The organism is Novosphingobium sp. (genome assembly GCF_024642085.1).
In the GTDB taxonomy this organism is placed as follows: domain Bacteria; phylum Pseudomonadota; class Alphaproteobacteria; order Sphingomonadales; family Sphingomonadaceae; genus Novosphingobium.
Map to the genome: position 1 here is coordinate 61416 of NZ_JAHEBV010000005.1, position 22015 is coordinate 83430.

Here is a 22015-nt window from a genome sequence, read left to right on the forward strand (position 1 = left end):
ACCTATTTTGGTTGGCCGTCTCCTTTTTTCTGTAGGTTGTTTATAACTGACCAGTCAGTTATAAACCCGGCCCATGCCACGGCCATCAGTCCCGACTCGTCGAGCCGATATTCTGAACGCCTCTCGTGCGGTATTCAGCGCGCGCGGGTTTGCGGGAACACGGATGGAAGATGTGGCCGCCGCTGCGGGCCTGTCGAAGGCTGCGCTTTATCTGCAGTTCGATTCCAAGGAAGCTCTGTTCAAGGCACTTGTGATCGAAGTGATAGAGGCCACTTTGCCATCAGCGGCACCAGCCGATCTTGCGGATATTGCGGCGTCCGTTCTGCTTGAACGCTTCATTGCTACGATGGCAGACAGGATGGCTGATCCCGAAGTCGCCTTTGTACCGCAGGTCATTATAGGCGAAGGGATGAACTTCCCGGATCTTGCCCGCTTTTATCATGACAACGTTGTCGCGCGGGGATTGGCGGTCGTCGATGCTATCATCCGCCACGGGACAGAGCGCGGCGAATTCAACTGCGATGACCCCGCCATGGCCAGCCGTTCAGTGGTCGGCGCGCTACTGCTAACGGCGGTTTGGCGCATGGTTTTCGAACCTGTCGGTGCGGCGCCGACCGATCCTGCCGCCATGGCGCACAGCCATGCCCGCATAGTACTAGACGGATTGCTCGTTCGAAAGGAGCCGGCCTGATGCCAGCATTGCCCAAACCGTTGATTGGCGTCGTAGTCCTGTCCGCGATCGGGGCTGCAATCTGGTATACTGCGAGGCCAACCCCACAGGCGAATTGGCTGGGCTATGTCGAGGCTGAGACGCTGTACGTTGCAGCGCCGGTTTCCGGACGTCTGGCCAGCCGCGCGGTTGATCGCGGGGCGATCGTGTCAGCAGGTGCGCCGCTGTTTTCGCTCGACCCGGAAAGCACAGACGCTGATACCGCGCGAGTTGCCGCCCAGGTCGCGGCTGCGCAGGCCCAGGTGGGCGATCTGGCCCAGTCCCGTCAGCGCGCGCCCGAGATCGCTATCTCGCGTGCAGCAGAAGCGCAGGCGGCGGCGCAACTCACCAAGGCGCAGAATGATTTCGTGCGCATTTCCGCGCTGGCATCCCGCGGGTTCGCCAGCCGCGCCCAGCTTGACGCGGCCCGTGCCGCCCGTGACGCTGCCGCGGCTGCGCGGGCACAGACCCGCGCGCAAATCGCGTCGGGTGAACTTAGCGCTGGACGAGGCAAGCAGATCGCCGCCGCGCAAGCCGGGGTTTCCGAAGCTGAAGCAGCTTTACGTGGTCAGCGTCAGCGCCGGCGTGAAATCGCGCCTGTCGCCCCGGCCGACGGCGTGGTCGAGCAAACGTATTACAGCCCCGGTGAGTGGGTCCCGGCCAATGCACCGGTTGTGTCGGTTCTGCCTGATCAAAAGCGCAAGCTGCGCTTTTACGTTCCTCAAGACCGGATCGCGGCGCTGCGCCCGGGCAAGGCCATCCGCTTTGCCTGCGATGGCTGCGGCGGATCGCGCGAGGCGCGGATCAGCTATATCTCGCCTCGTGCCGAGTTTACGCCGCCCGTCATCTACAGCGAACACGCGCGGGCCAAGCTTGTCTTCCTGGTTGAAGCACTGCTGCCCGCCCAAGGTCCTGCGCTGCCACCGGGTTTGCCGGTTGAGGTGATTCCGCTGTGAGGCAGGAGCCGGCCATTGCCGTACGGGGCCTGACCAAGCGGTTCGGCGCGCGCACTGTGGTCGATCACATCGACCTGACGGTTGAACCGGGCCGTATCTGCGGTTTTCTGGGCCCCAATGGGTCAGGAAAGACGACGACCCTCCGGATGATCTGCGGATTGCTTATCCCGGACGAGGGGGAGGGCGAGGTGCTGGGCCTTGACCTCAAGGCCAAACGCCGCGCGATCAAGCAGCAGATCGGCTACATGACGCAGAAGTTCGGTCTTTTCTCCGACCTGTCGATTGCCGAGAATCTTGAGTTTATCGCCCGTGTTTACGGTCTTGATAATCGCAAGACCCGCGTTGCCTTGGCGCTGGAACGGCTGGGCCTGGCCAGCCGCGCGGAACAGCTGGCCGGCAAGCTTTCGGGTGGGTGGAAACAGCGCCTTGCGCTGGCCGCCGCCGTGCTCCACGAACCCAAGATATTGCTGCTTGATGAGCCTACCGCCGGGGTCGATCCGCAGGCCCGGCGCGAGTTCTGGGACCAGATTCACGCGCTAGCCCGCGAAGGCATGACCGTGCTGGTTTCAACCCACTATATGGACGAGGCCGAGCGCTGTCACGAAATTGCTTACATTGCTTATGGCGTCATGCTGGCGCGCGGCACCACGGATGAGGTGATTGCCGCTTCGGGTCTTCACGCGCTGGAAGGCGAAGGGCACGGGGCGGACCGTCTCGCAACCGAGATCGAGGGCCAGCCCGGCGTGGCGATGGCGGCCGCATTCGGTACATCGCTGCATGTCTGCGGAACCGATCCGGAGGCACTGCGGCGTGCAGTGGAACCGTGGGCTGACCGTGTCAGGTGGAGCCAGGTCTCGCCCACGCTGGAGGACGTATTCATCAACCTGATGCGGACCGCTACGGACAACTCGGTGCTGGAGCAGGCCTGATGTGGGAGCGGATCGGCGCGATGGTGTTCAAGGAAGTGCGCCAGATGGCGCGCGATCCGGGCATGTTCGTGATGATGTTCATGTTCCCCATCCTGCAGCTGGCGATCTTCGGTTTCGCGATCAACAACGATCCGCGCCACTTGCCTATCGCAATCGAAAGCAGCGACAATTCTGCGTATTCGCGCGCCATCGTCAGCGCCCTTCGGGCGACCAGCTATTTCGATATCGAACAGGTCACTGGAAATTACGGCGAGGCAGAGAAGATGCTGTCTGAAGGCGAGGTCCAGTTTATCCTGACCGTGCCGGCCGACTTCTCGCGCGATCTGGTGCGCGGTGATCGGCCGCAATTGCTTCTGACGGTGGATGCAACCGATCCGGCGTCAACCGGTCCTGCCGTTGCTGCGGTGACCGAAGCGGTCAACCAGGCCCTGGCGCGCGATCTGATTGGGACGCTGGCCGCGCGCCAGGTGCAGATGCCGCCAGTTGATCTGGTCTTGCACCGCAGCTTTAATCCAGAAGGGATCACCAGCCACAACACCGTGCCGGGATTGCTGGCGATCATCCTGTCGATGACCATGGTGGCGCTGACCGCCATGTCGGTGACACGTGAAACCGAGCAGGGCACGATGGAAAACCTGCTTGCAACCCCCTTGCGCCCGGTCGAGGTTATGATCGGCAAAATCGTGCCCTATTTTGCTATGGGACTGGTGCAGGTGCTGGTCGTTTTGCTGGCCGCGGCGATCGTCTTCAGGGTGCCTTTTGTCGGATCGTTCGGCCTGCTGCTTGCCGTGACGTTGCTGTTTACCCTGGTCAGTCTGGCACTGGGCTTCACCCTTTCGACCTTGGTTGATAGCCAGGTCATGTCGATGCAGCTGTCGATGCTGTACCTGATGCCGTCGATTTTGCTGTCGGGCTTTGCCTTTCCGTTTCGCGGTATGCCGGTCTGGGCGCAGTGGCTTTCCGAATTGCTGCCGCCGACTCATTACATCCGGCTGGTCCGGGGCATTATGCTAAAAGGCTGGGATTCGCGGCTGGCTCTGCCGGAAGCGGGCATTCTTTTGATAATGCTGATTGCATTCGGGACAATCGCGGTGCGGCGCTATCGCGATACCGTGGCCTGAGGCGGCGGTGCCTCCATGCTCTCTGGCAGGACTGAAATTTCGACGCCGGCCTGTACTGTCAGATAGCGCCTCGCCAAGGCAAGCAGATCCGCCGCAGTCACCGCGCTGAGACGCTCCTTGGCCTTGGCATAGCGTTCGATCCGGTCTGTCTCGGTTTGAGCGCGATCAACATAAGCCAGCCAGCCGCCATTGGTCTTGAGCAAGTTTTCAAAACCCTCCAGCATCGGTGCCCGCGCGCGCAACAGCACGTCAACCGTAACAGGCTTGTCGCTCAGTTCGGCGATCGTTTCCGTAATTGCAGCGCGGGTTGCAGCGATTTCGGCAACATCGACCGAAGCAGAAATCCCGAAGACGCCATAGTTACGCCAGGTGCGCGATGCCGTGCTGCTGGCGCTTGGCGAATAGGCTTTGCCCAGTTTTTCGCGCAGGGTGTCGGTCAATTCGATCTGGACGATCCGCTCCAGCAATTCGAGCTGAAGCATAACGAGCGGATCCTCGCCATCGCGGGTCGGCCAGGTGTACGTTACGAGCGCCTGGTCTTTCGGCCCGCTGTGGTGAAGGATGCGGACGGAACGGTTTGCCGTGAAGGTCCGCTCACGCTGCTCGGCATAAGGGCGAAAATCAGTCTCGCGCGTAGGCAAGGCGCCAAAAGTTGCGCCCACCGCTGCAATCGCTGCAACGGGATCGAAATCACCGACCATGCCGATCTCGATCGCACCCTTTTGCAAGCGGTCGGTAATGGCGGCTTTCAGCTTCGCAAAGGTCAGACCCCGCCAGTCCTCAACCCTGCCCAGGCTGAATCGCGGGTCATTGTCTGAAAGGATCGCCCCGCCATCAGCCGCCAAGGCCGCACCCGGCGTGGCGCGTAGCGAAGCGAACATGTTGTTGATTGACTGCCGAAACTGGACTTCACCCTCCTTGCGATAGCCCGGATCGATGATTTGCGCAGCCAGAAGCTGCATTTGCAGTAGCAAGTCCTCACGGTTGGTGGTGGCTATCTGCGTAAAGGTTTCATCGGTAACGCCAAAACTGGTCGTCGCGGTCTTGCCAGCCAGCAGCGTATCGAGCTGGTCCTTGCTGTGCTTTCCAAGACCGCCCAAGGTGAGCACGCTGCCCAGCTTTGTGGCAAGCGGATCGTCTTTGGTCGCCAGAAAATTGCCCCCGTCGACCGACACCTGGATCCAGGTCCGGTCCTTCTGGAGATCGGTCGGCTTGAGGTTAAGCCGCACTCCGTTGGCATACCGCAGCTCGCGGATGCCAAGGACATGTTCGGTTTGGTCGCTGATCACCTGTCCAGCCGGGCCGAAATCAGTGTAGGCAAACACTCCGCCTTCAGCGTCCCTGGGTGCTGCAATTGCGCTGCGCATCGCCTGATCCCACGCTTGGCGCAGACCAGCCACGCCGCCAGCGGGCGCTATGCGTCCTTGAAAGCGCAGCAACGGCGCATCGAGCGCAACCAGTTCGCGTCTCAATGCTGCAAGAACCGCATCGGATGTAATTTGAGGAATGAAAGCTTCGAGACGGGCGAGCGAGCGGCGCGGAGTATCAGGCACGACATCGTCGAACACCATGGCCAACACGGCGCCGGTCAATTGCCCGCTACTGCGCGTGTCCTGAGCGGCTGCAGCGTTGAGATTTGCCGCGCGGATCGATGCCACCTGTTCGGCAATCTCGCCGGCGCTAAACCCGTATTTTAGAGCCCGGCGGTATTCCTCAGCCGCAGTTATTAGCCCGCGCCGCCATTTTCCGTCGACCGTATCAATAGCCAAGCTGGTGGTGCGGCCAGCTTTGAAAAGATCGCTGGTGCCCAATGCCGCGCTTCGAAACGGGGCATTGGCCTCGCGCGTCAGGCGCAGCAGGCGGCGATTGACCACACCATAGCCAATCTGGCGCAGCAAGTTTTCACGTCGCTGGGCCGTACTGTCGGGCTCGTCTTTGAAGTGCCCGATCCGCAATGCCGAAATCCGTTCTGACAAGGCCGGATCGATATAAATGTCGCCTTTGGCGGCAAGCTCTGGTTCTACCGGCCCGGCCGAAGGCTGTGGCTCGGCTTTGACAGCTTCCCAACTTTGAAACCGCGACCGTAAAGCCGCTTCGACCGCATCAGCATCGAAATCGCCGATGACCGTCACTGTAGTCTGCGCCGGAACATACTCGCGTCGGTAAAACGCCCGCAAGGCGTCGGCTGTGGCGGCATTCAGCGTTTCTGCCGTTCCTATCGGCAGCCGCTGGGTAAAGCGCGCCTTTGGTGCCACAAACTCGGTCTGGTCGACATAGTTGCGCAAGGCATAACTGTTACGGTCGCGCTTCTCGGAGAGGATCACGCCGCGTTCGCGCGCAACCGCTTCGGGCGCGATTGTCAGCTCGCTGGCAGTTTCGCGCATCAGCATCAGCGCGGTGTCGAGCAAGGCCGGGTCAGCACGCGGCAGGTCGAGCATGTAAGTCGTGCGTTCGTAACTAGTCTGAGCATTGGTATCAGCGCCAAAAGCCAGCCCGTCGCGTTCAAGCAGCTTGACCATTTCGCCCTCGGGCACGCGCGTAGAACCATTGAAGGCCATGTGCTCGACAAAATGGGCAAAGCCGCGCTCTGTATCGCTTTCATCAAGTGATCCGGCCGCCACGTTCATGCGCACCACCGCGGTGCCTTTTGGCGTAGCGTTCTGCCTTATGACATAGCGCATCCCGTTGCCGAGCAGGCCAAACCGATAGGCCTCATCCACCGGCACATCGCTGGTCTGGAATGGCCATGTCGGCTTGGGCCGCGTACCGGCACTGGCGACCTGCTCTGCCCGCGGAGCACAGGCGGCTAAGGCCAACGTGACGAGGGTAAAGGCGAACAGAACCTTGCGCGGCAGCATGAAACCCAAATTCCCCCTCAATCCTGGCTGGGAATCGCGCGGTAAAGATAAACGTATTGCTTCAAGCCAATTGGCACGATCATGGTTTGGCAAAAGTCGTATTCAAGCAGGCTGAAGAATCTTTCACCCAATCAACCTCAAAAGTTGCCGGAACTTGTTCTTTGACGGCTTGTTTGGCCAAAGTTCCTTGTTTGAAATAGGCCCATGCCATCGAATTGTCGAACTTGGGCAAGCGGGCGGTGTCCTTTGCGGCAATATCAGCAGGTAATTCCGTCTGAATTGTCCGGTTTGCCCGGATCATCCGAATCGTGCCGTCACGCCGTTCAAAACTGCGGCGGAAGGATTGGCCATAGATTACCGTATTGTAGGCCGTGTTGTAGGACCAATCGGAATCGGACGTTTCGTTCGGCATGCGTAAGGTTGTGACCGTGCAGTTGAAATCGGGATTGATAAGGTAAGGCGCAGTTGCATCGGCATTTGCGCCGCGCTGGCGGCGTTGAGGAGGTGAAAAACCTCCGCCGGGGAGAGACAATGACTTTCCGATACCATCTTCGTCCCAGTCGACTGGACCCGTTCCGGCTATATCCAGAATGCTGGCATTATGAGCCGTGTCAAAGCGCCAAGTGACCTTTTCGATCGCGTTCCACGATTGCGAGCCTTCGAGATTTTGTTTGAATGCATTTTGCAATTGATCATCGCTGACCGCGCTAAACTGATAATATTCGATCAGTGCCTTCGGCCCTCGCGAGATTGTAACGCTATGTTTCTTTGCTGGCTGATCAAAACCTGCGCGGGCGTCAATTTCGAAAAGTTCAATGACATTCGGCTCGGACGCGGGAGACCAAGGCAAGTTCACCAACGCGCTGCCTGTGATCGAAAGCGGCAAAAGCCAGCGGTAAGGCATAACCGGTGTTTGGCCAGGGGCATATGAGGCAGGAAGCGTCCCGTCGTGCCAATAGGTCTTGCCATGATGATTGCCCATTCCGGTCAAGATGGATTTCCGAAACCTGGCGGCGAAAGAACACGGGGCCACGAACCTGTTCGGGTACTGCCATCAGATCGGGAAGCGTTGCCCAACTTGGAACCGGGGCCACAGCGATGTTTTCTTCCTGCGCCTGCACGCCAACCGGAACACCAACAAGTGATGCTACCATGAAGAACAGACGTTTCATGAATACCCTAACTGATCAGGGTGCATCATGCGCAGATAATTGGTTATCCGCAAGTCGCTGCAAGCAGTTGACCGCGTGTTACTTGCCCCGCAGTTTGCGGTGCGCGCCCAGATCCAGCACTTCACTTGGTCCGTCGTTTTCCAGCAGGCCAAGTCTGCGCGCCACTTCTTGATAGGCTTCTTCCTCACCGCCGAGATCGCGGCGAAAACGGTCCTTGTCCAGCTTTTCGCCGGTGGTCATGTCCCACAGGCGGCACCCATCGGGGCTGATCTCGTCAGCCAGGATGATGCGACTGTAATCGCCGTCCCAGATCCGCCCGAACTCAAGCTTAAAATCGACCAGGCGGATGTTAATCGCCGCGAACATGCCGCAAAGGAAATCATTGATGCGGATCGCCATCGACGAGATGTCCTGCATCTCTTCGTTGCCGGCCCACCCAAAGCAAGCGATGTGTTCTTCCGCGATCATCGGATCGCCTAACGCATCATCCTTGTAGTAATATTCGATCAGCGTGTGAGGCAGAGGCTCGCCTTCGGGAATCCCCAGGCGCTTTGAGATTGATCCGGCGGCTACGTTGCGAACCACGACCTCGATCGGAATGATCTCGACCTGGCGGATCAGTTGCTCGCGCATGTTGAGCCGCTTGATGAAGTGAGTCGGGATACCGATGTGATTAAGCCGCGTGAAAACATACTCGCTGATGCGATTATTGATCACGCCCTTGCCGTTGATCGTGCCCTTTTTCTGCGCGTTGAAGGCGGTGGCATCGTCCTTGAAGTATTGGATCAGGGTTCCCGGTTCGGGACCTTCGTACAGGATCTTGGCCTTGCCTTCGTAAATCTGGCGGCGACGGGACATGGGTACTTCCTTGAACGTGAAACGGCAAACCCCGGCTTGGGCGGGTCGGTGAAAACGCGCGCGGCCGGGGCGGACAGGCGCGCCTTTACGCCAAAACACCCGCCAGCGCAATCAAGCCAGGCCAAGCAAAGGTCCGCTAGTCAGAACGGGTGGACTCGCGCGGTGTGCCGCGGCACTGTGCCGGCCATGCGAAGGCTTGCCCTGTTCCTTACCGCGCTTGTCCTGGCGCAACCAGCCACCGCGCAAACGGTGACGCCATTGGCCGAGCAAGTCGAAACGATCCTGTCCCTGGCACCCGCCGGCACACGGTTTGGCGTGCTGGTAACGGACGATGCTGGGCGCGAGGTGCTGGCCATAAATCCAGACCAGCGCTTCATCCCGGCCTCCAACACAAAGCTGTTCACTACTGCAGCGGCGCTTGACGCGATGACTTCAGACCCCCTGAATGCCGAGGCAAAGGGGGCAACTACTCTGGCACTGGTGCCGGCCAGCGGCCTGCCTGATGTGGTCCTGATCGGAGGCGGCGCGGCTCTGTCTACGGCTGGTGATTGCATCAGGCGCTGCCTTGGCGGGCTTGTTTCCGGAATCGCGATGAAGGTGCGCAAAGTTGGGAACGTCATCGCCGACGACACCGCTTTTGCCGACCAGCGGTGGAGTCCGGGGATGAGTTGGAATAATATCGTGACTGATTCCGGAACCGCGGCATCGGCGCTAGTGATCGACGACAACGAACTGCCCCTGACCGTAGCTCCCGGCCAGGCGGGCCAGGCGGGGGTTATCGCTGTTTCGCCCTATTTCGAAGTCCAGAACCAAGTAGTGACCGTTGCGCAAGGTGAGACGAAACTGGCCTATGACCGAGCGGTGGGGAGCCGCAACCTGCGCGTTTTCGGCACGATTCGCACTGATGCCCTACCGTGGCGTGAACGGCTGGGGATCGACGATCCGGCAGATTATGCGGGATGGACGCTGCGCGAAGGCTTGGTTGCGCGGGGGGTAAAAGTCGCCGGCAAGATTATCGTCCGCCACCGTGCCTTGCGCGGCGCCGGCAGTGTTGCCGCGCAGCCTCAACAGCGCGTTCCAAACTTCGCCCTGGCCGTGATGCCTGCGCCGCTGGACGAAGAGGTAGCGGCAATCAACAAGCCCAGCCAGAATCTCCACGCCGAAGTGTTGCTGCGCCGGCTGGGTCTGATCGCCGACGCCAAGAATCTAACAGGGCCGGCAACAGGCGAACCAGGTTCGCTGGAAAGCGGGCTTGCCGCCCTGCGCGCCACCTTGGCCAAGGCCGGGATTGCACGGACGGCATATGATTTTTCCGATGGATCGGGGATGTCGACCTATAACCGCATAAGTCCCCGTGCGGCGGTCGGCTTGCTGACCTGGGGCAAGGGGCAGCCCTGGGGTCAAACCTGGCGTTCCTCGTTTCCGATTGGCGGGGTTGATGGAACGTTGAAGCGCCGGTTTGCCGGTACGCCGCTGCAGGGAAAGGTTTGGGCCAAGACCGGCACGCTTAACGCGACAAACGCATTGTCCGGCTATGTGCAAGGTGCCAGCGGGCGCGAAATGGCCTTCTCGATCCTTGCCAACGACGTTCCCGATGATGCCAGCGCGGTACCGATCATCGATGCGGTCCTGTTGGCTGTTGCGGCGGCCAACTAACCGGTTGGGGACGACCCGGTTAAGCCGATTGCCCGCTGCCCGTCCCCGGTTCATAAGCCCGGCCATGACGGCACAGACGGCACATCGCGGAAAAAGATTGGTCGACGGGGGGCTGCCGTTGGCCTTCGTACCGCGCTGGCTTGGGCGAATTTGGTCGGGCGGTTTCAATCGCTTACTTGACCGGGTTGATGCCGGCCTGGAAAGCGGCATGGTCCGCGTCAATCTGCCCGATGGCACCACGCGTCAGCTAGGAGGCCGGGCACCTGGTTTCGAGGCTGAGGCCAATGTCCACGATTGGCGCGCTCTTCTGCGGCTGGCTACAGCGGGATCCGTCGGCTGCTATCAAGGTTGGGAAGCGGGCGACTGGTCAAGCCCCGATCCAGTCGCCCTGTTTGCTCTTTTTTGTGCCAATGCGGTTTCGCTGGGTGACGCGGCCCGCGCGCGCGGCCCGTGGCGGCTGATCGGGCGGGCGCTGCACTGGTTTAACCGCAACAATCGCGTAGGCGCAGCGCGCAACATCCATGCCCATTATGATCTGGGCAATGATTTCTACGGAGCCTGGCTCGGATCCACGATGGCTTATTCCAGCGCGATGTTCGAAGACGCCGGCCCCAGCCAGTGGCAACAGCGCATGGACGAGCTGGACTATGCCCAGCTGGCCAAGATCAAGGCCATTGCCAATCGGGCGGCGCTGCCGGAAGATGGCACAGCCTTGGAAATCGGGTGCGGCTGGGGCGCGCAAGCTATCGCCCTGTCCGGCAGCGCGGCGCACGTTGACGCAATAAGTCTGTCTGAAGAGCAGCTGGCGTTTTGCCGCGCAGTGCCGGGCAGCGATGTCGACAAGATCGATTTTCTAAAGCAGGACTACCGTGATGTGGCGGGTCAGTACGATGCCGTGGTCAGCGTGGAGATGGTCGAAGCAGTGGGGCAGGAATACTGGCCGAACTTTTTTGACTGCCTGGACCGCAACCTGAAGCCTGGCGGCCGGGCCGTTCTGCAATACATCATGATAGACGATCGGGTCTTTCCCGCCTATTCGCGTGGCGCGGATTTTATTCAGACCTATATTTTTCCGGGGGGAATGCTGGTCAGCGAGGCGGCTTTCCGGGCGCTGGCCGCCGAGCGCAGGCTGGCATGGACCGATAACGTCGCATTTGGTCTGGACTATGCCGAAACGCTTCGACTGTGGCGCGAAGCGTTTGATCTGGCCGTTGCCGAAAATCGCCTGCCGGACGGATTCGACGATCGCTTCGTCCGGCTATGGCGGTTCTATCTGATGTACTGCGAAGGCGGGTTTCGTGGCGGGCTGATCGATGTTGCGCAGGTTACGCTGATCAAGGCAGATTGAATGCTGCTTACGCCACCGGGCGGAAGTGGCTGTCGCCGCGCCAGCGGGTCAAGATATTGTCATGGACAATCGGGCTGAGCAGGCTGTCGAACGCGCAGCCGGCCAGGCTGTTGTCCCACCAGATCACTTCGCCCTGCAAGCTTTCAAGACCGGGCAGGGTCAGCCAGCATACAGTGCCAGGCTGAAGACGGTTTACTGCGGCAGCGCAAAATCCGCTGAGCGACAAATCGTTTACAACGGTTTGAAATCCGCGAGCGCCAGATATGCGCATGGTTGCGGGGATGTTGATGCGGGTGCGCGGCGCCGAACGATCTTCCTGCGCTGCGGTGAAATAACTGTCCCTAGTGCCGACCAGATAATCGCTCATGATAGCGCCCCTCATGTTGCGTAAAGTCCGGGTTCCCTGTCCGGTACGCCTTACACGGTATGGAGCGTCGCGGTTGCTCAGGGTTTATTAGGAATGGTTAACCCGTTCGCGGTGTGGGCTGTCCAATTGTTCACCAAGCATGGCAACAATTCGTTCGGCAACAACCGCCGGTTCCTTGACCGAAGCGGGGTCTTCCCCCGGATATGCGCGAGCGCGCATATCGGTGCGGGTCGCGCCTGGATCGACGATTGCGACCTTCAAGGCGCTGATATTACGCGTTTCCTGCGCATAGCAATCGACCAGCGTTTCAGCAGCGGCCTTGCTTGCGGCGTAAGCGCCCCAATAGGCGCGCGGTGCGGTCGCTACGCTTGTGGTCAGATAGATAAAGCGCGGGTCGACCGCTTGCCGCAGCAGCAGATCGAACCGCGCTATGAGTGCCTGGGTCGCCAGCAAGTTAACAGTCAGGGCGCGGGTCAGCGCAGTCTGGTCGATATCCTTGACTGCCGTCAGTTCGGGCAAGACCGCCGCGCCATGCACCAACACGTCAAGCACGGGCCATCGGCCAGCCAAGGCATTGGCGAGGCGGGCAATCGAATCGGCGTCGGTCAGGTCGACCGGGGCGATGGTGGCCGCGCCGCCGGCGGCAAAAATCCGCTCCTCCACCGCTTCAAGCTTCTTGGTGTCCCGCGCCGTCAGCACCACATGTGCGCCCGCTGCTGCCAAGGCCTCGGCCACGGCGCCGCCGATGCCCTTGCTGGCTCCGGTGACGAGCGCAATTCGGCCGTTAAGATCGATCATGCGACCTTTTCGACCGCGAGGGTAAGCTGTTCCTCTGACGCTTCGCGGTCACCCAGATCGGTCAGCCGTGTGGGATAGTCGCCCGTGAAGCAGGCATCGCAATGCTGGGGGCATCCGGCGTTGCGCTGCTGTTCGCCAACAGCGCGGTAAAGGCCGTCGATGGAGACAAAGGCCAGACTGTCAGCCTGGATAAACTGCGCCATTTCCGGCACGTTCATCCGCGCAGCCAGAAGCTTGTGCCGTTCGGGCGTATCGACGCCGTAATAGCAGCTGTTGTTAGTCGGCGGGCTGGCGACACGGAAATGGACTTCCTTGGCGCCGGCATCGCGCATCATTTGCACGATTTTCATCGACGTGGTGCCGCGTACGATTGAATCGTCGATCAACACGATCCGCTTGCCCGCAACCAGCGCGCGGTTGGCGTTGTGCTTGCGCTTCACGTCGGCATGGCGCGCGCCGTCAGACGGCTGGATAAAGGTGCGTCCGACATAGTGCGACCGGATGATGCCAAGGCCAAAGGGGATACCGGATTGCTGGGCATAGCCGATAGCCGCTGGAACGCCGCTGTCTGGCACCGGGACGACAAGATCAGCCTCAACCGGGGCTTCGATCGCCAGTTCGGCGCCGATCTGACGGCGCACCTCGTAAACTGACTGCCCGCCCATGACCGAATCGGGTCGGCTAAAATAAACATGTTCGAAAATGCAGGGTCGCGACGGGTGGGTTCCGAACGGGCGGTGGCTGGACAGGCGTCCGTCCTGACGCACCTCGACAATTTCGCCCGGCTCGATCTCGCGTACGAATTCGGCGCCGACCACGTCCAGCGCTACCGTTTCGCTGGCAAACACAAAGGCATCGCCGATCTTGCCCATCACCAGCGGCCTAATGCCCAGCGGATCGCGGCATGCGATCATCCGCTTGGGCGTCATGCAGATCAGCGAATAGGCGCCCTCGACCATGCGCAGCGCATCGACCAAGCGGTCCATCAAGGTGGGATAGCGGCTGGTCGCGATCAGGTGAATGATGACTTCGGTATCGGACGATGACTGGAAAATCGCGCCCTTGTTCACCAGTTCCTGTTTCAGGTGCATGGCGTTTGAGATATTGCCGTTATGCGCGATCGAGAAGCCACCACGCGCCAGATCGGCATGAAGCGGCTGGACATTGCGCAAGCCCGACCCGCCGGTGGTGGAATAGCGCACATGGCCCGATGCCATCGAACCGGGCAATTCCGACAGGATCACATTGTCTGAAAACACCTGCGCCACGTGGCCCAGGCCGCGCCGGGCGAAGAAGTCCTTGCCGTCCCAGCTTACGATACCGCAGGCTTCCTGCCCGCGGTGTTGCAGGGCGTGGAGGCCCAATGCGGTCATCGCGGCGGCATCTTTTGTACCGATAACGCCGAAAATGCCGCATTCCTCGCGCAGTTTGTCGCCGTCTGCGTCCCACGGCGTTTCGTCGCGAGTGCTGTCATTCAAAGTCATGGAATCGCCTGGCCTGCAAGAGCACCTGTCGGGCGCGCATTTGGCCCTTTCGGCGTCTGAAAGCAAGGGTGGCATGCCGACTTTGCCCCGCGGCCCGGCTCTGCCTTGCCAGTCTATGCCCGCCGCCCTACATCGGCGGCTCCCGACCGCCTGACCAGACGAGCCCCTGCTTGATCCTTTCCCCCTTTGAATGGACGATTGCCAAACGCTACATGCTGCCCGGCCGGGGCGAGGCATTTATCGCGCTGGTGGCTGGTATCAGCCTGGTTGCAGTGATGCTGGGCGTCGCAGCGCTGGTTATCGTAATGAGCGTGATGAACGGCTTTCGTGCCGAACTGTTCGACAAGATTGTCGGTCTGAACGGCCATGCAATCGTCCAGGCCTACGGCGGACGGCTGGAAAACTGGCGCGAGGTGTTGAAGGAGGTCGAGGCGACGCCCGATGTCACTCGCGCTTCCCCATTGATCGAGCAGCCGTTGCTGGGCAGCCTCAACGGCCGGGTCGAGGCGGTGTTTGCCCGCGGCAACACCCAAGGGGACATCCAGCGGATCGCGTCCAAGGTGAAGATGGGTTCCATCGCCGGGGTAACGCCTGGCAGCGGAAATGTGGCGATCGGATCGCAGCTGGCGCAGAATATCGGCGCGCGGGTGGGCGATAACATCACCATCATCAACCCGCAGGGTCAGTCCACCCCGTTCGGCACCGTCCCGCGCGAGATTTCATATCATATTGCCGCGATCTTCGAGATCGGCATCTATGACTATGACGAACGGTTCGTGGTCATGCCGCTGGAAGATGCGCAAACCCTGCTCTTGTCGGGCGACACCATCGGCATGATCGAGGTGCAGGTGACAGATCCCGACAATGTTCAGGCGATACTTGAACCGGTGCGCCAGAAGCTGGGCGGGCAAGCGGTGGTGACCGACTGGCGGACTATCAACGCCAGCTTGTTTGAGGCGCTGGCGGTTGAAAGGGTAGCAATGTTCGTGGTCCTTTCGATCATCGTGCTGGTGGCAGTTTTCAACATCCTGTCGTCGCTGATCATGCTGGTGCGCGCCAAGACCCGCGACATTGCGATCCTGCGCACAATGGGCGCATCGCGGCGTTCGCTGCTCAAGATCTTTGTCACCATCGGTTTTGTGATTGGATCGCTTGGCACCCTGGCCGGTCTTGCCCTGGGCATGGTGTTCCTGTTCTTCCGGCAACCGATCGTTCATTTGGTAGAGAATATCAGCGGGCAAAACCTGTGGGACCCTTCGATCCGCTTCCTGACCGAGCTGCCCAGTCGAAGCGATCCGGTTGAAATAACGGTCATTTGCCTGATGGCGCTGGTGTTCAGCTTCTTGGCGACGTTGTACCCGGCGCTGCGCGCGGCCAGCACCGATCCGGTTCAGGTCCTGCGCTATGAATGAGCTGAACTTGAGCGAGCAGGTGGTCAAACTTGCCTTGCTGACCCGCAGCTTTGAACAGGGCGGCGTGCGTATCGACGTACTGCGCGGGGTCAATCTCACCGTTGCGCCGGGCGAGATCGTTGCCCTTCTTGGGCCATCGGGATCGGGTAAGTCCACCCTGCTTCAAGCAGTCGGCCTGCTGGAAGGCGGATTTGGCGGGCGGATCGAGATTGGCGGCACCGATGCCAGTGCGCTGGACAGCGATGCGCGCACTGTGCTTCGCCGCGACAAGATCGGCTTCGTCTATCAGTTCCATCATTTGCTGCCGGACTTCACGGCGATGGAAAACGTCGTCCTGCCGCAATTGGTCGCCGGCAAAGACCGTACCGATGCTGAGGCGCGAGCGATCGAGTTATTGCAGGCGCTGGGCTTGGCCGCGCGGCTCGATCATCGGCCCAGCCAGCTTTCCGGCGGCGAGCAGCAACGCGTAGCCGTGGCCCGCGCGCTAGCCAACAAGCCCGCGCTGGTCCTGGCTGACGAGCCAACTGGCAATCTGGACGAGCAAACCGCCGACAAGGTATTAGGCCAGTTTCTGGAGCTGGTGCGCGGCACCGGCAGCGCAGCAGTAGTTGCCACACATAACGAACGTCTGGCAAAGTCGATGGACCGCGTCGTCCGCCTGCATGAAGGAGTGTTGCAATGAGCGAAGCCAAGACCATTGCCGATTTTACCGCCAAACTGCCCAATGGTGAGGCGATCAGTCTGGCCGACAAGCTGGGCAAGGTCATCCTGGTGGTCAACACGGCCAGCAAGTGCGGTTTTACCCCGCAGTATGACGGGCTTGAGGCGCTGTGGCGCAAATACAAGGACCAGGGGTTTGAGGTCATCGCCTTCCCCTGCAACCAGTTCGGCGGTCAGGAACCGGGCAACGCGGCCGAGATTGAGGAGTTCTGCAAGGTCAACTTCGGGCTTAGCTTCCCCCTGATGGGCAAGATCGACGTCAACGGCGCCGATGCCGATCCGCTGTACGAATGGCTTAAAGCGGAAAAGCCGGGCCTGATGGGTTCCAAGGGGATCAAATGGAACTTTACCAAGTTCCTGATCGACCGCAAAGGCCAGGTCGTGAAGCGCTTTGCGCCGACCGACAAGCCTGAAGGGCTGGCTAAGGACATCGAAAAGCTTCTCTAGTCCCTGCATCGCCTTTTCCCCCAACGAGGGCTGGCTAAGGCTTGATCGGAGGGCGTAAGCAGGGATAGCTGGCACCATGGCCTACGTCCACTTCGTTCCGCTTCGCATCTATTCCAGCTATACGATGCTGGAAGGGGCGGTTGAGCCCAAGGCATTTGCCAAGCTCGCAAGAGATCGCGGTGTTCCTGCCATTGCGATGACCGACAAGAACGGGCTCTACGGCGCAATGGCGTTTGTCGCCGCGTGCCGGGACGCCGGGATCCAACCAATAATTGGAACCGCTCTGGCGGTGTGCCGGGATGGCGGCGATGTAATCGACTGGCTGACCTTGCTGGTTCAGGATGGGGATGGCTGGAACAACCTTTGTGATCTGGTCAGCCGCGCGCATCTCGACCGGCCATTGGAACGTGATCCGCATGTTACCATGGCCGATCTTGAAGGCCGCAGCGATGGGTTGATCTGCCTGACCGGTGCGGGGGACGGGGCGTTGGCGCGGCTGCTGGCCGAAGGGCGGACTGAGGCCGCGAGCGACCTGTGCGAACGGCTTGAGGCGCTGTTCCCGGACAGGCTCTATATCGAGATCGCCCGGCGCGGCGATCCGGTCGAGGATGCGAGCGAGGACGCGCTGGTCGATCTGGCCTATGCCCGTGATCTTCCGCTGGTTGCGACCAATCCGGCCAATTTTGCCGATCCGGGCTTTCACGGCGCACACGACGCCATGCTGTGCATTGCCAATTCAACCCATGTCGATGCAGCAGAGCGTCCGCGTTCCAGCCCGCATGCCTGGGTCAAAAGTGGTCCAATGATGGCTGAGCTGTTTGCCGACTTGCCTGAGGCACTGGCCAATACGCTAGTCGTGGCCCAGCGCTGCGCATTTGCCCCGCCCAAACGCAAACCGCTTTTACCCAGTCTGGCCGGTGATACTGCAGGCGAAGCGCAGATGCTGATCGGCGATGCACGCACAGGACTTGAGGCGCGCCTTGCCCCCTACGGTGATATCAGCACGCAAGAGCGTCAGACCTATTTCGACCGGCTCGAATTTGAAACTAGCGTCATCAATACAATGGGCTTTGCCGGCTACTTCCTGATCGTTGCCGACTTCATCAAGTGGGCCAAGGACAACGATATTCCCGTGGGACCGGGCCGCGGATCGGGCGCCGGATCGGTGGTAGCCTGGGCCTTGACAATCACCGATCTGGACCCGCTGCGGCTGGGCTTGCTGTTCGAGCGCTTCCTCAACCCTGAACGCGTCTCGATGCCCGACTTCGACATCGATTTTTGCGAAACCCGGCGGGGCGAGGTAATCCGCTATGTCCAGCAGAAATACGGGCACGACCATGTCGCCCAGATCATCACATTCGGGAAGCTGAAGGCCCGGGCAGTGCTGCGCGATACCGGCCGAATCCTGCAGATGAGCTATGGCCAGGTCGACCGGCTGTGCAAAATGGTGCCCAACCATCCGACCGATCCGTGGACCCTTCCGCGCGCGTTAAACGGTGTGTCCGAACTGAAGCGCGAATACGATACCGATGACGAGGTGAAGCGGCTGGTCGATCTGGCTGTCCAGCTGGAAGGTCTACCGCGCAACAGTTCGACCCATGCAGCCGGGGTGGTGATCGGCGACCGGCCGCTGGCGCAACTGGTACCGCTCTACCGCGATCCGCGATCGGACATGCCGGTGACCCAGTTCGACATGAAATACGTCGAGGATACAGGGCTGATCAAGTTCGACTTCCTTGGTCTCAAGACGCTGTCAGTGCTGAAGAAGGCTCAGCAGTTAATGGCCCGGCGCGAGATCGAAGTTGATCTGTCGACGATCCCCTGGGACGATGAACAGGTTTATCGCTTGCTCCAATCAGGTGACACGGTGGGCGTGTTCCAGCTGGAATCCGAAGGGATGCGGCGCACGCTGGCGGCAGTCAAGCCGACCAGCTTCGGCGACATCATCGCTCTCGTCTCGCTCTACCGGCCGGGGCCGATGGACAACATTCCCCTGTTCGGCCGGCGCAAGAACGGGGCCGAAGCGATCGAATATCCGCACCCAAAACTGGAAGAGATCCTTTCCGAAACCTACGGTGTGTTCGTCTATCAGGAACAGGTCATGCAAGCTGCGCAGGTCCTGGCGGGTTATTCGCTGGGCGACGCCGACCTGCTGCGCCGCGCGATGGGCAAGAAGGACCAGAAGGAAATGGACGCGCAGCGCGCGCGCTTCATCGCCGGCTGCGCCGAAGTTTCACGGATCGATGCGGCCAAGGCGGGTGAATTGTTTGATTTGATCGACAAGTTCGCCGGTTACGGCTTCAACAAGAGCCATGCCGCCGCCTATGCATTGCTGGCCTATCAGACCGCGTGGCTGAAGACGCATTACCCGCACGAGTTCTATGCCGCATCGATGTGCTTTGACATGCACCAATCAGAAAAGTTGGCGATTTTCGTCGATGACATGCGCCGCAACGGCTATGTCCTGCACGGGCCCGATATCAACCGCAGCGAAGCGGAATATACGGTCGAGCGGACTGACGATGGCTATGCCGTACGTTATGCCTTGGCAGGGATCCGCAATGTCGGTGAAAAGGCGATGGACCAGCTGGTGGCCGAGCGGGAGGCCAATGGCTGGTTCGGCAGTCTTGAGGACGTTTTCCGGCGCGCCCCCGCTGGGACGATGAACCGCCGCCAGCTGGAAGGGCTGGCCGCCGCCGGGGCTTTCGATACGCTGGAGCCAAACCGCGCCAAGGTGCTGGCCAATGCCGACATGCTGCTGGCCGTGGCCGACGAGGCGACCCGCAGCCGCAACAGCGGGCAGGCGGCTTTGTTCGGTGGGGATGATCACGCAGCGCCTGCAGTGCGCCTGGCCGAGGTTGAACCATGGGGCCGTGCTGAACAGATGACCCGGGAGCGGGAAAACTTTGGTTTCTATTTCGCCGCGCATCCGGTGGCGCAATGGCACTCGGTCGCTTCGGCGAATGGTGCGCGTTCCTATAGCAGCCTGATGGAAACCGGGGTGCCGGGAGGCGGGCGCATGCCCGCGGTGATCGCGGCCATGGTCGAAGGCGTGCAGAAACGCCGGACCAAACGCGGCGCGGATTTTGTCGTAGCCGATTTTTCCGACAGTTCGGGCCAGTTCTCTGCCTCGTGCTTTGAGGAAAGCCTGGTCGAGCCGATGCTGCAATGGGCCAGGGATGGCACTTGCCTGCTGCTTCAGGTCGAACTGGATGCGCCCAGCCCGGAAGAGCCGCCCCGGGTGACCGTGCGCGGGGCGCGGCCGCTGTCCGAACTCAAGAGCGCCGCAAGCATGGTGCTGCGTGTCGATGTCCTGCAGGCAGATGCGTTCGATACACTGCGCGGCCTGTTGATCGGCGGCGCGGACGGGCGGGGAGAAGTGATCGCTACCCTGCGCACGGGCGGCGAGGTTGAACCCACCGTGCGCCTGGGCCGCGACTTTCAGATCGACGGTGATCTTGCAGAACGCTTGGCAAGCGTCGATGGTCTTGCCAATGTAGCGCTGACGGCAAAGCGCGGCTCAGCAAACCTGAGGTTGGTCGCTTGAGGCCAAGCCTTGGGAGAATGTCATGTCGGGAGCCGCTGCGGCCCTTGGAACAATGCAGGACTGGGACCTTCGGGTCACTCACCTGATCGATCACGCCGCGCGCGAGCACGGCACCCGTGAAATCATCACCCGCTGGGCCGATGGCACCGAAACGGTAACCAACTGGGCGGGTATCCGCCATGATGCACTGCGCATGACCCAGGCTTTGCGCAAACTGGGCGTTAAGTCAGGAGAGCGCATCGCAACACTGGCTATGAACCATTCGCGACATTTGGTCAGCTGGTACAGCGCAGTGGGCGTGGGCGGGGTGCTCCACACCATCAACCCGCGCCTGTTTGATGATCAGCTGGAATACATCGCCAACCACGCCGAAGACCAGGTGCTGCTGTATGACAAGGCGTTCCAGCCGATCATTGACCGAATGAAGCCCAAGTGGACCACGATACGGCACTACATCTGTTATGATGACGGCCAGTTCGAGAGCTGGATCGGGGCCGAAGATGGGCAGACCGCATGGGCCACGGGGGACGAGCGCGATCCCTGCATGTTGTGCTATACCAGCGGCACCACCGGCAATCCCAAGGGCGTGCTCTACATGCACCGCTCGACCATGCTGCATGCCATGACCGGCCTTCAACCAAACGTGTTCGATTTCGATGCGCGCAGCGTCATGCTGCCGGTGGTGCCGATGTTTCACGCCGCCAGCTGGGGCCTGCCATGGTCAGGGGCAGCGGCAGGGATCAAGTTCGTTTTCAGCCAGGTCAACGACGCCGCCGTGCTGTGCGACCTGATGAACCGGGAAAAGGTGACTCATTCGGCCGGGGTGCCGACTGTCTGGCTGGCAACCTTCCAGCACATGGACGCAACCGGGACGGCCTTGCCGACCCTTCGCCAGGCGATCATCGGCGGATCGGCCGCACCGCGCTTCATGCTCGAACGGCTGATGAAAGCCGGGGTAAACGTCGCCCATGCCTGGGGCATGACCGAAACCAGCCCTATCGGGACCACTGGTGCCAAATCGTGGAACTGGGATGATCTTACATTCGATCAGCAGGTCGATATCAAACAGATGCAAGGCCGGGTACCGTTCGGAGTAGAACTGCGAACCGTTGATCTTGACGACCACACTCGCGCGCTGCCGCGTGATGGCAAGACCAGCGGCGCGCTGCAGGTGCGCGGGCCGTGGGTGATAAAGCGCTATTTCAAGGCCGACACAGATGCTGCGCACGATCCCGAGCAGTGGTTCGATACCGGCGATGTCGGCTTCCTTCATCCTGACGGCACGCTGCAATTGACCGACCGGACCAAGGACGTGATCAAGTCGGGCGGCGAATGGATCAGCTCGGTCGAACTGGAAAACGCCGCCTGCGGGCACCCCGATGTTGCCGAAGCAGCTGCAATCGGGATTCATCACCCCAAATGGGACGAACGCCCTATTCTGGTCGTGGTCAAGAAGCCGGGTGCCGCCGTTTCAGCTGATGAGATCAAGGCGCATCTGGCCCAGTCGGTCGCCAAATGGTGGCTGCCCGACGCGGTCGAGTTCGTTGATGAAATCCCCCACGGCGGCACCGGCAAGATCAGCAAAAAGGACCTGCGCGAGCAGTTCCGCGACTACAAACTGGTGGAGGGGTGA

17 protein-coding genes are annotated in these 22015 nt (G+C 60.8%); 11 read left to right on the forward strand and 6 right to left on the reverse strand.

What is annotated here, in order from left to right; genetic code table 11:
* Positions 1-73 precede the first annotated feature (73 nt).
* From Q0L62_RS03530 to Q0L62_RS03545, 4 genes are read left to right on the forward strand one after another with little or no spacing between them, the layout of a single operon-like run.
* Positions 74-691: a TetR/AcrR family transcriptional regulator gene (locus tag Q0L62_RS03530; protein ID WP_296676478.1), complete on the forward strand. Its 618-nt coding sequence runs from the start codon at positions 74-76 to the stop codon at positions 689-691.
* Positions 691-1665 carry an HlyD family efflux transporter periplasmic adaptor subunit gene (locus Q0L62_RS03535; RefSeq protein WP_296676481.1) on the forward strand — a complete coding sequence of 325 codons (975 nt, stop codon included), beginning with the start codon at positions 691-693 and terminating at the stop codon, positions 1663-1665. Before Q0L62_RS03530 ends, Q0L62_RS03535 begins: the two co-directional genes overlap by 1 nt.
* A complete protein-coding gene (locus Q0L62_RS03540; protein WP_296676484.1) occupies positions 1662-2594 on the forward strand; it encodes an ABC transporter ATP-binding protein in 933 nt (310 codons plus the stop codon). Before Q0L62_RS03535 ends, Q0L62_RS03540 begins: the two co-directional genes overlap by 4 nt.
* Entirely contained in the window at positions 2594-3715 is a 1122-nt protein-coding gene (locus Q0L62_RS03545) for an ABC transporter permease (RefSeq protein ID WP_296676486.1), read from the forward strand. Before Q0L62_RS03540 ends, Q0L62_RS03545 begins: the two co-directional genes overlap by 1 nt.
* Here the strand turns inward: Q0L62_RS03545 and Q0L62_RS03550 are convergent.
* The 3 genes from Q0L62_RS03550 to purC all read right to left on the reverse strand — a co-directional run bounded on the left by Q0L62_RS03550 (position 3694) and on the right by purC (position 8603).
* Positions 3694-6573, reverse strand: coding sequence for a pitrilysin family protein (locus tag Q0L62_RS03550; protein ID WP_296676489.1), 2880 nt, complete (start codon positions 6571-6573; stop codon positions 3694-3696). The genes Q0L62_RS03545 and Q0L62_RS03550 overlap by 22 nt on opposite strands.
* Positions 6574-6652: 79 nt before the next feature.
* A complete protein-coding gene (locus Q0L62_RS03555) occupies positions 6653-7555 on the reverse strand; it encodes a hypothetical protein (protein ID WP_296676491.1) in 903 nt (300 codons plus the stop codon).
* Positions 7556-7823: 268 nt separating this feature from the next.
* A complete protein-coding gene (gene purC / locus Q0L62_RS03560) occupies positions 7824-8603 on the reverse strand; it encodes a phosphoribosylaminoimidazolesuccinocarboxamide synthase (protein ID WP_296676493.1) in 780 nt (259 codons plus the stop codon).
* Positions 8604-8789: 186 nt separating this feature from the next.
* Here purC and dacB point away from each other — a divergent pair, with 186 nt between their 5' ends.
* Complete coding sequence (gene dacB / locus Q0L62_RS03565; RefSeq protein ID WP_296676496.1) at positions 8790-10259, forward strand: D-alanyl-D-alanine carboxypeptidase/D-alanyl-D-alanine-endopeptidase; 1470 nt, start codon at positions 8790-8792, stop codon at positions 10257-10259.
* A 64-nt stretch (positions 10260-10323) separates the two neighbouring features.
* Positions 10324-11607 (forward strand): cyclopropane-fatty-acyl-phospholipid synthase family protein, encoded by a 1284-nt coding sequence (locus tag Q0L62_RS03570; protein WP_296676498.1) that lies wholly within the window; start codon positions 10324-10326, stop codon positions 11605-11607.
* Between the two features lie 7 nt (positions 11608-11614).
* Here Q0L62_RS03570 and Q0L62_RS03575 read toward each other — a convergent pair whose 3' ends face one another.
* The 3 genes from Q0L62_RS03575 to purF form a co-directional block, all read right to left on the reverse strand.
* Positions 11615-11974, reverse strand: coding sequence for a PilZ domain-containing protein (locus Q0L62_RS03575; RefSeq protein ID WP_296676501.1), 360 nt, complete (start codon positions 11972-11974; stop codon positions 11615-11617).
* Positions 11975-12061: 87 nt separating this feature from the next.
* Positions 12062-12772, reverse strand: a complete 711-nt coding sequence (locus Q0L62_RS03580) for an SDR family NAD(P)-dependent oxidoreductase (RefSeq protein ID WP_296676503.1) — start codon at positions 12770-12772, stop codon at positions 12062-12064.
* Positions 12769-14256, reverse strand: coding sequence for an amidophosphoribosyltransferase (gene purF / locus Q0L62_RS03585; protein ID WP_296676506.1), 1488 nt, complete (start codon positions 14254-14256; stop codon positions 12769-12771). Before purF ends, Q0L62_RS03580 begins: the two co-directional genes overlap by 4 nt.
* A gap of 170 nt (positions 14257-14426) precedes the next feature.
* Between purF and Q0L62_RS03590 the strand changes: the two genes are divergently transcribed.
* The 5 genes from Q0L62_RS03590 to Q0L62_RS03610 all read left to right on the forward strand — a co-directional run bounded on the left by Q0L62_RS03590 (position 14427) and on the right by Q0L62_RS03610 (position 22015).
* Positions 14427-15668, forward strand: coding sequence for a lipoprotein-releasing ABC transporter permease subunit (locus Q0L62_RS03590; RefSeq protein WP_296676509.1), 1242 nt, complete (start codon positions 14427-14429; stop codon positions 15666-15668).
* The gene (locus Q0L62_RS03595; RefSeq protein ID WP_296676511.1) at positions 15661-16350 is read left to right on the forward strand and encodes an ABC transporter ATP-binding protein; all 690 of its coding nucleotides are present in this window, start codon (positions 15661-15663) and stop codon (positions 16348-16350) included. The genes Q0L62_RS03590 and Q0L62_RS03595 overlap by 8 nt, the downstream gene beginning before the upstream one ends.
* A complete protein-coding gene (locus Q0L62_RS03600) occupies positions 16347-16835 on the forward strand; it encodes a glutathione peroxidase (protein ID WP_296676530.1) in 489 nt (162 codons plus the stop codon). Before Q0L62_RS03595 ends, Q0L62_RS03600 begins: the two co-directional genes overlap by 4 nt.
* Before the next feature lie 76 nt (positions 16836-16911).
* Positions 16912-20382, forward strand: a complete 3471-nt coding sequence (gene dnaE, locus Q0L62_RS03605) for a DNA polymerase III subunit alpha (RefSeq protein WP_296676533.1) — start codon at positions 16912-16914, stop codon at positions 20380-20382.
* Positions 20383-20404: 22 nt separating this feature from the next.
* Positions 20405-22015: a long-chain fatty acid--CoA ligase gene (locus Q0L62_RS03610; RefSeq protein ID WP_296676535.1), complete on the forward strand. Its 1611-nt coding sequence runs from the start codon at positions 20405-20407 to the stop codon at positions 22013-22015.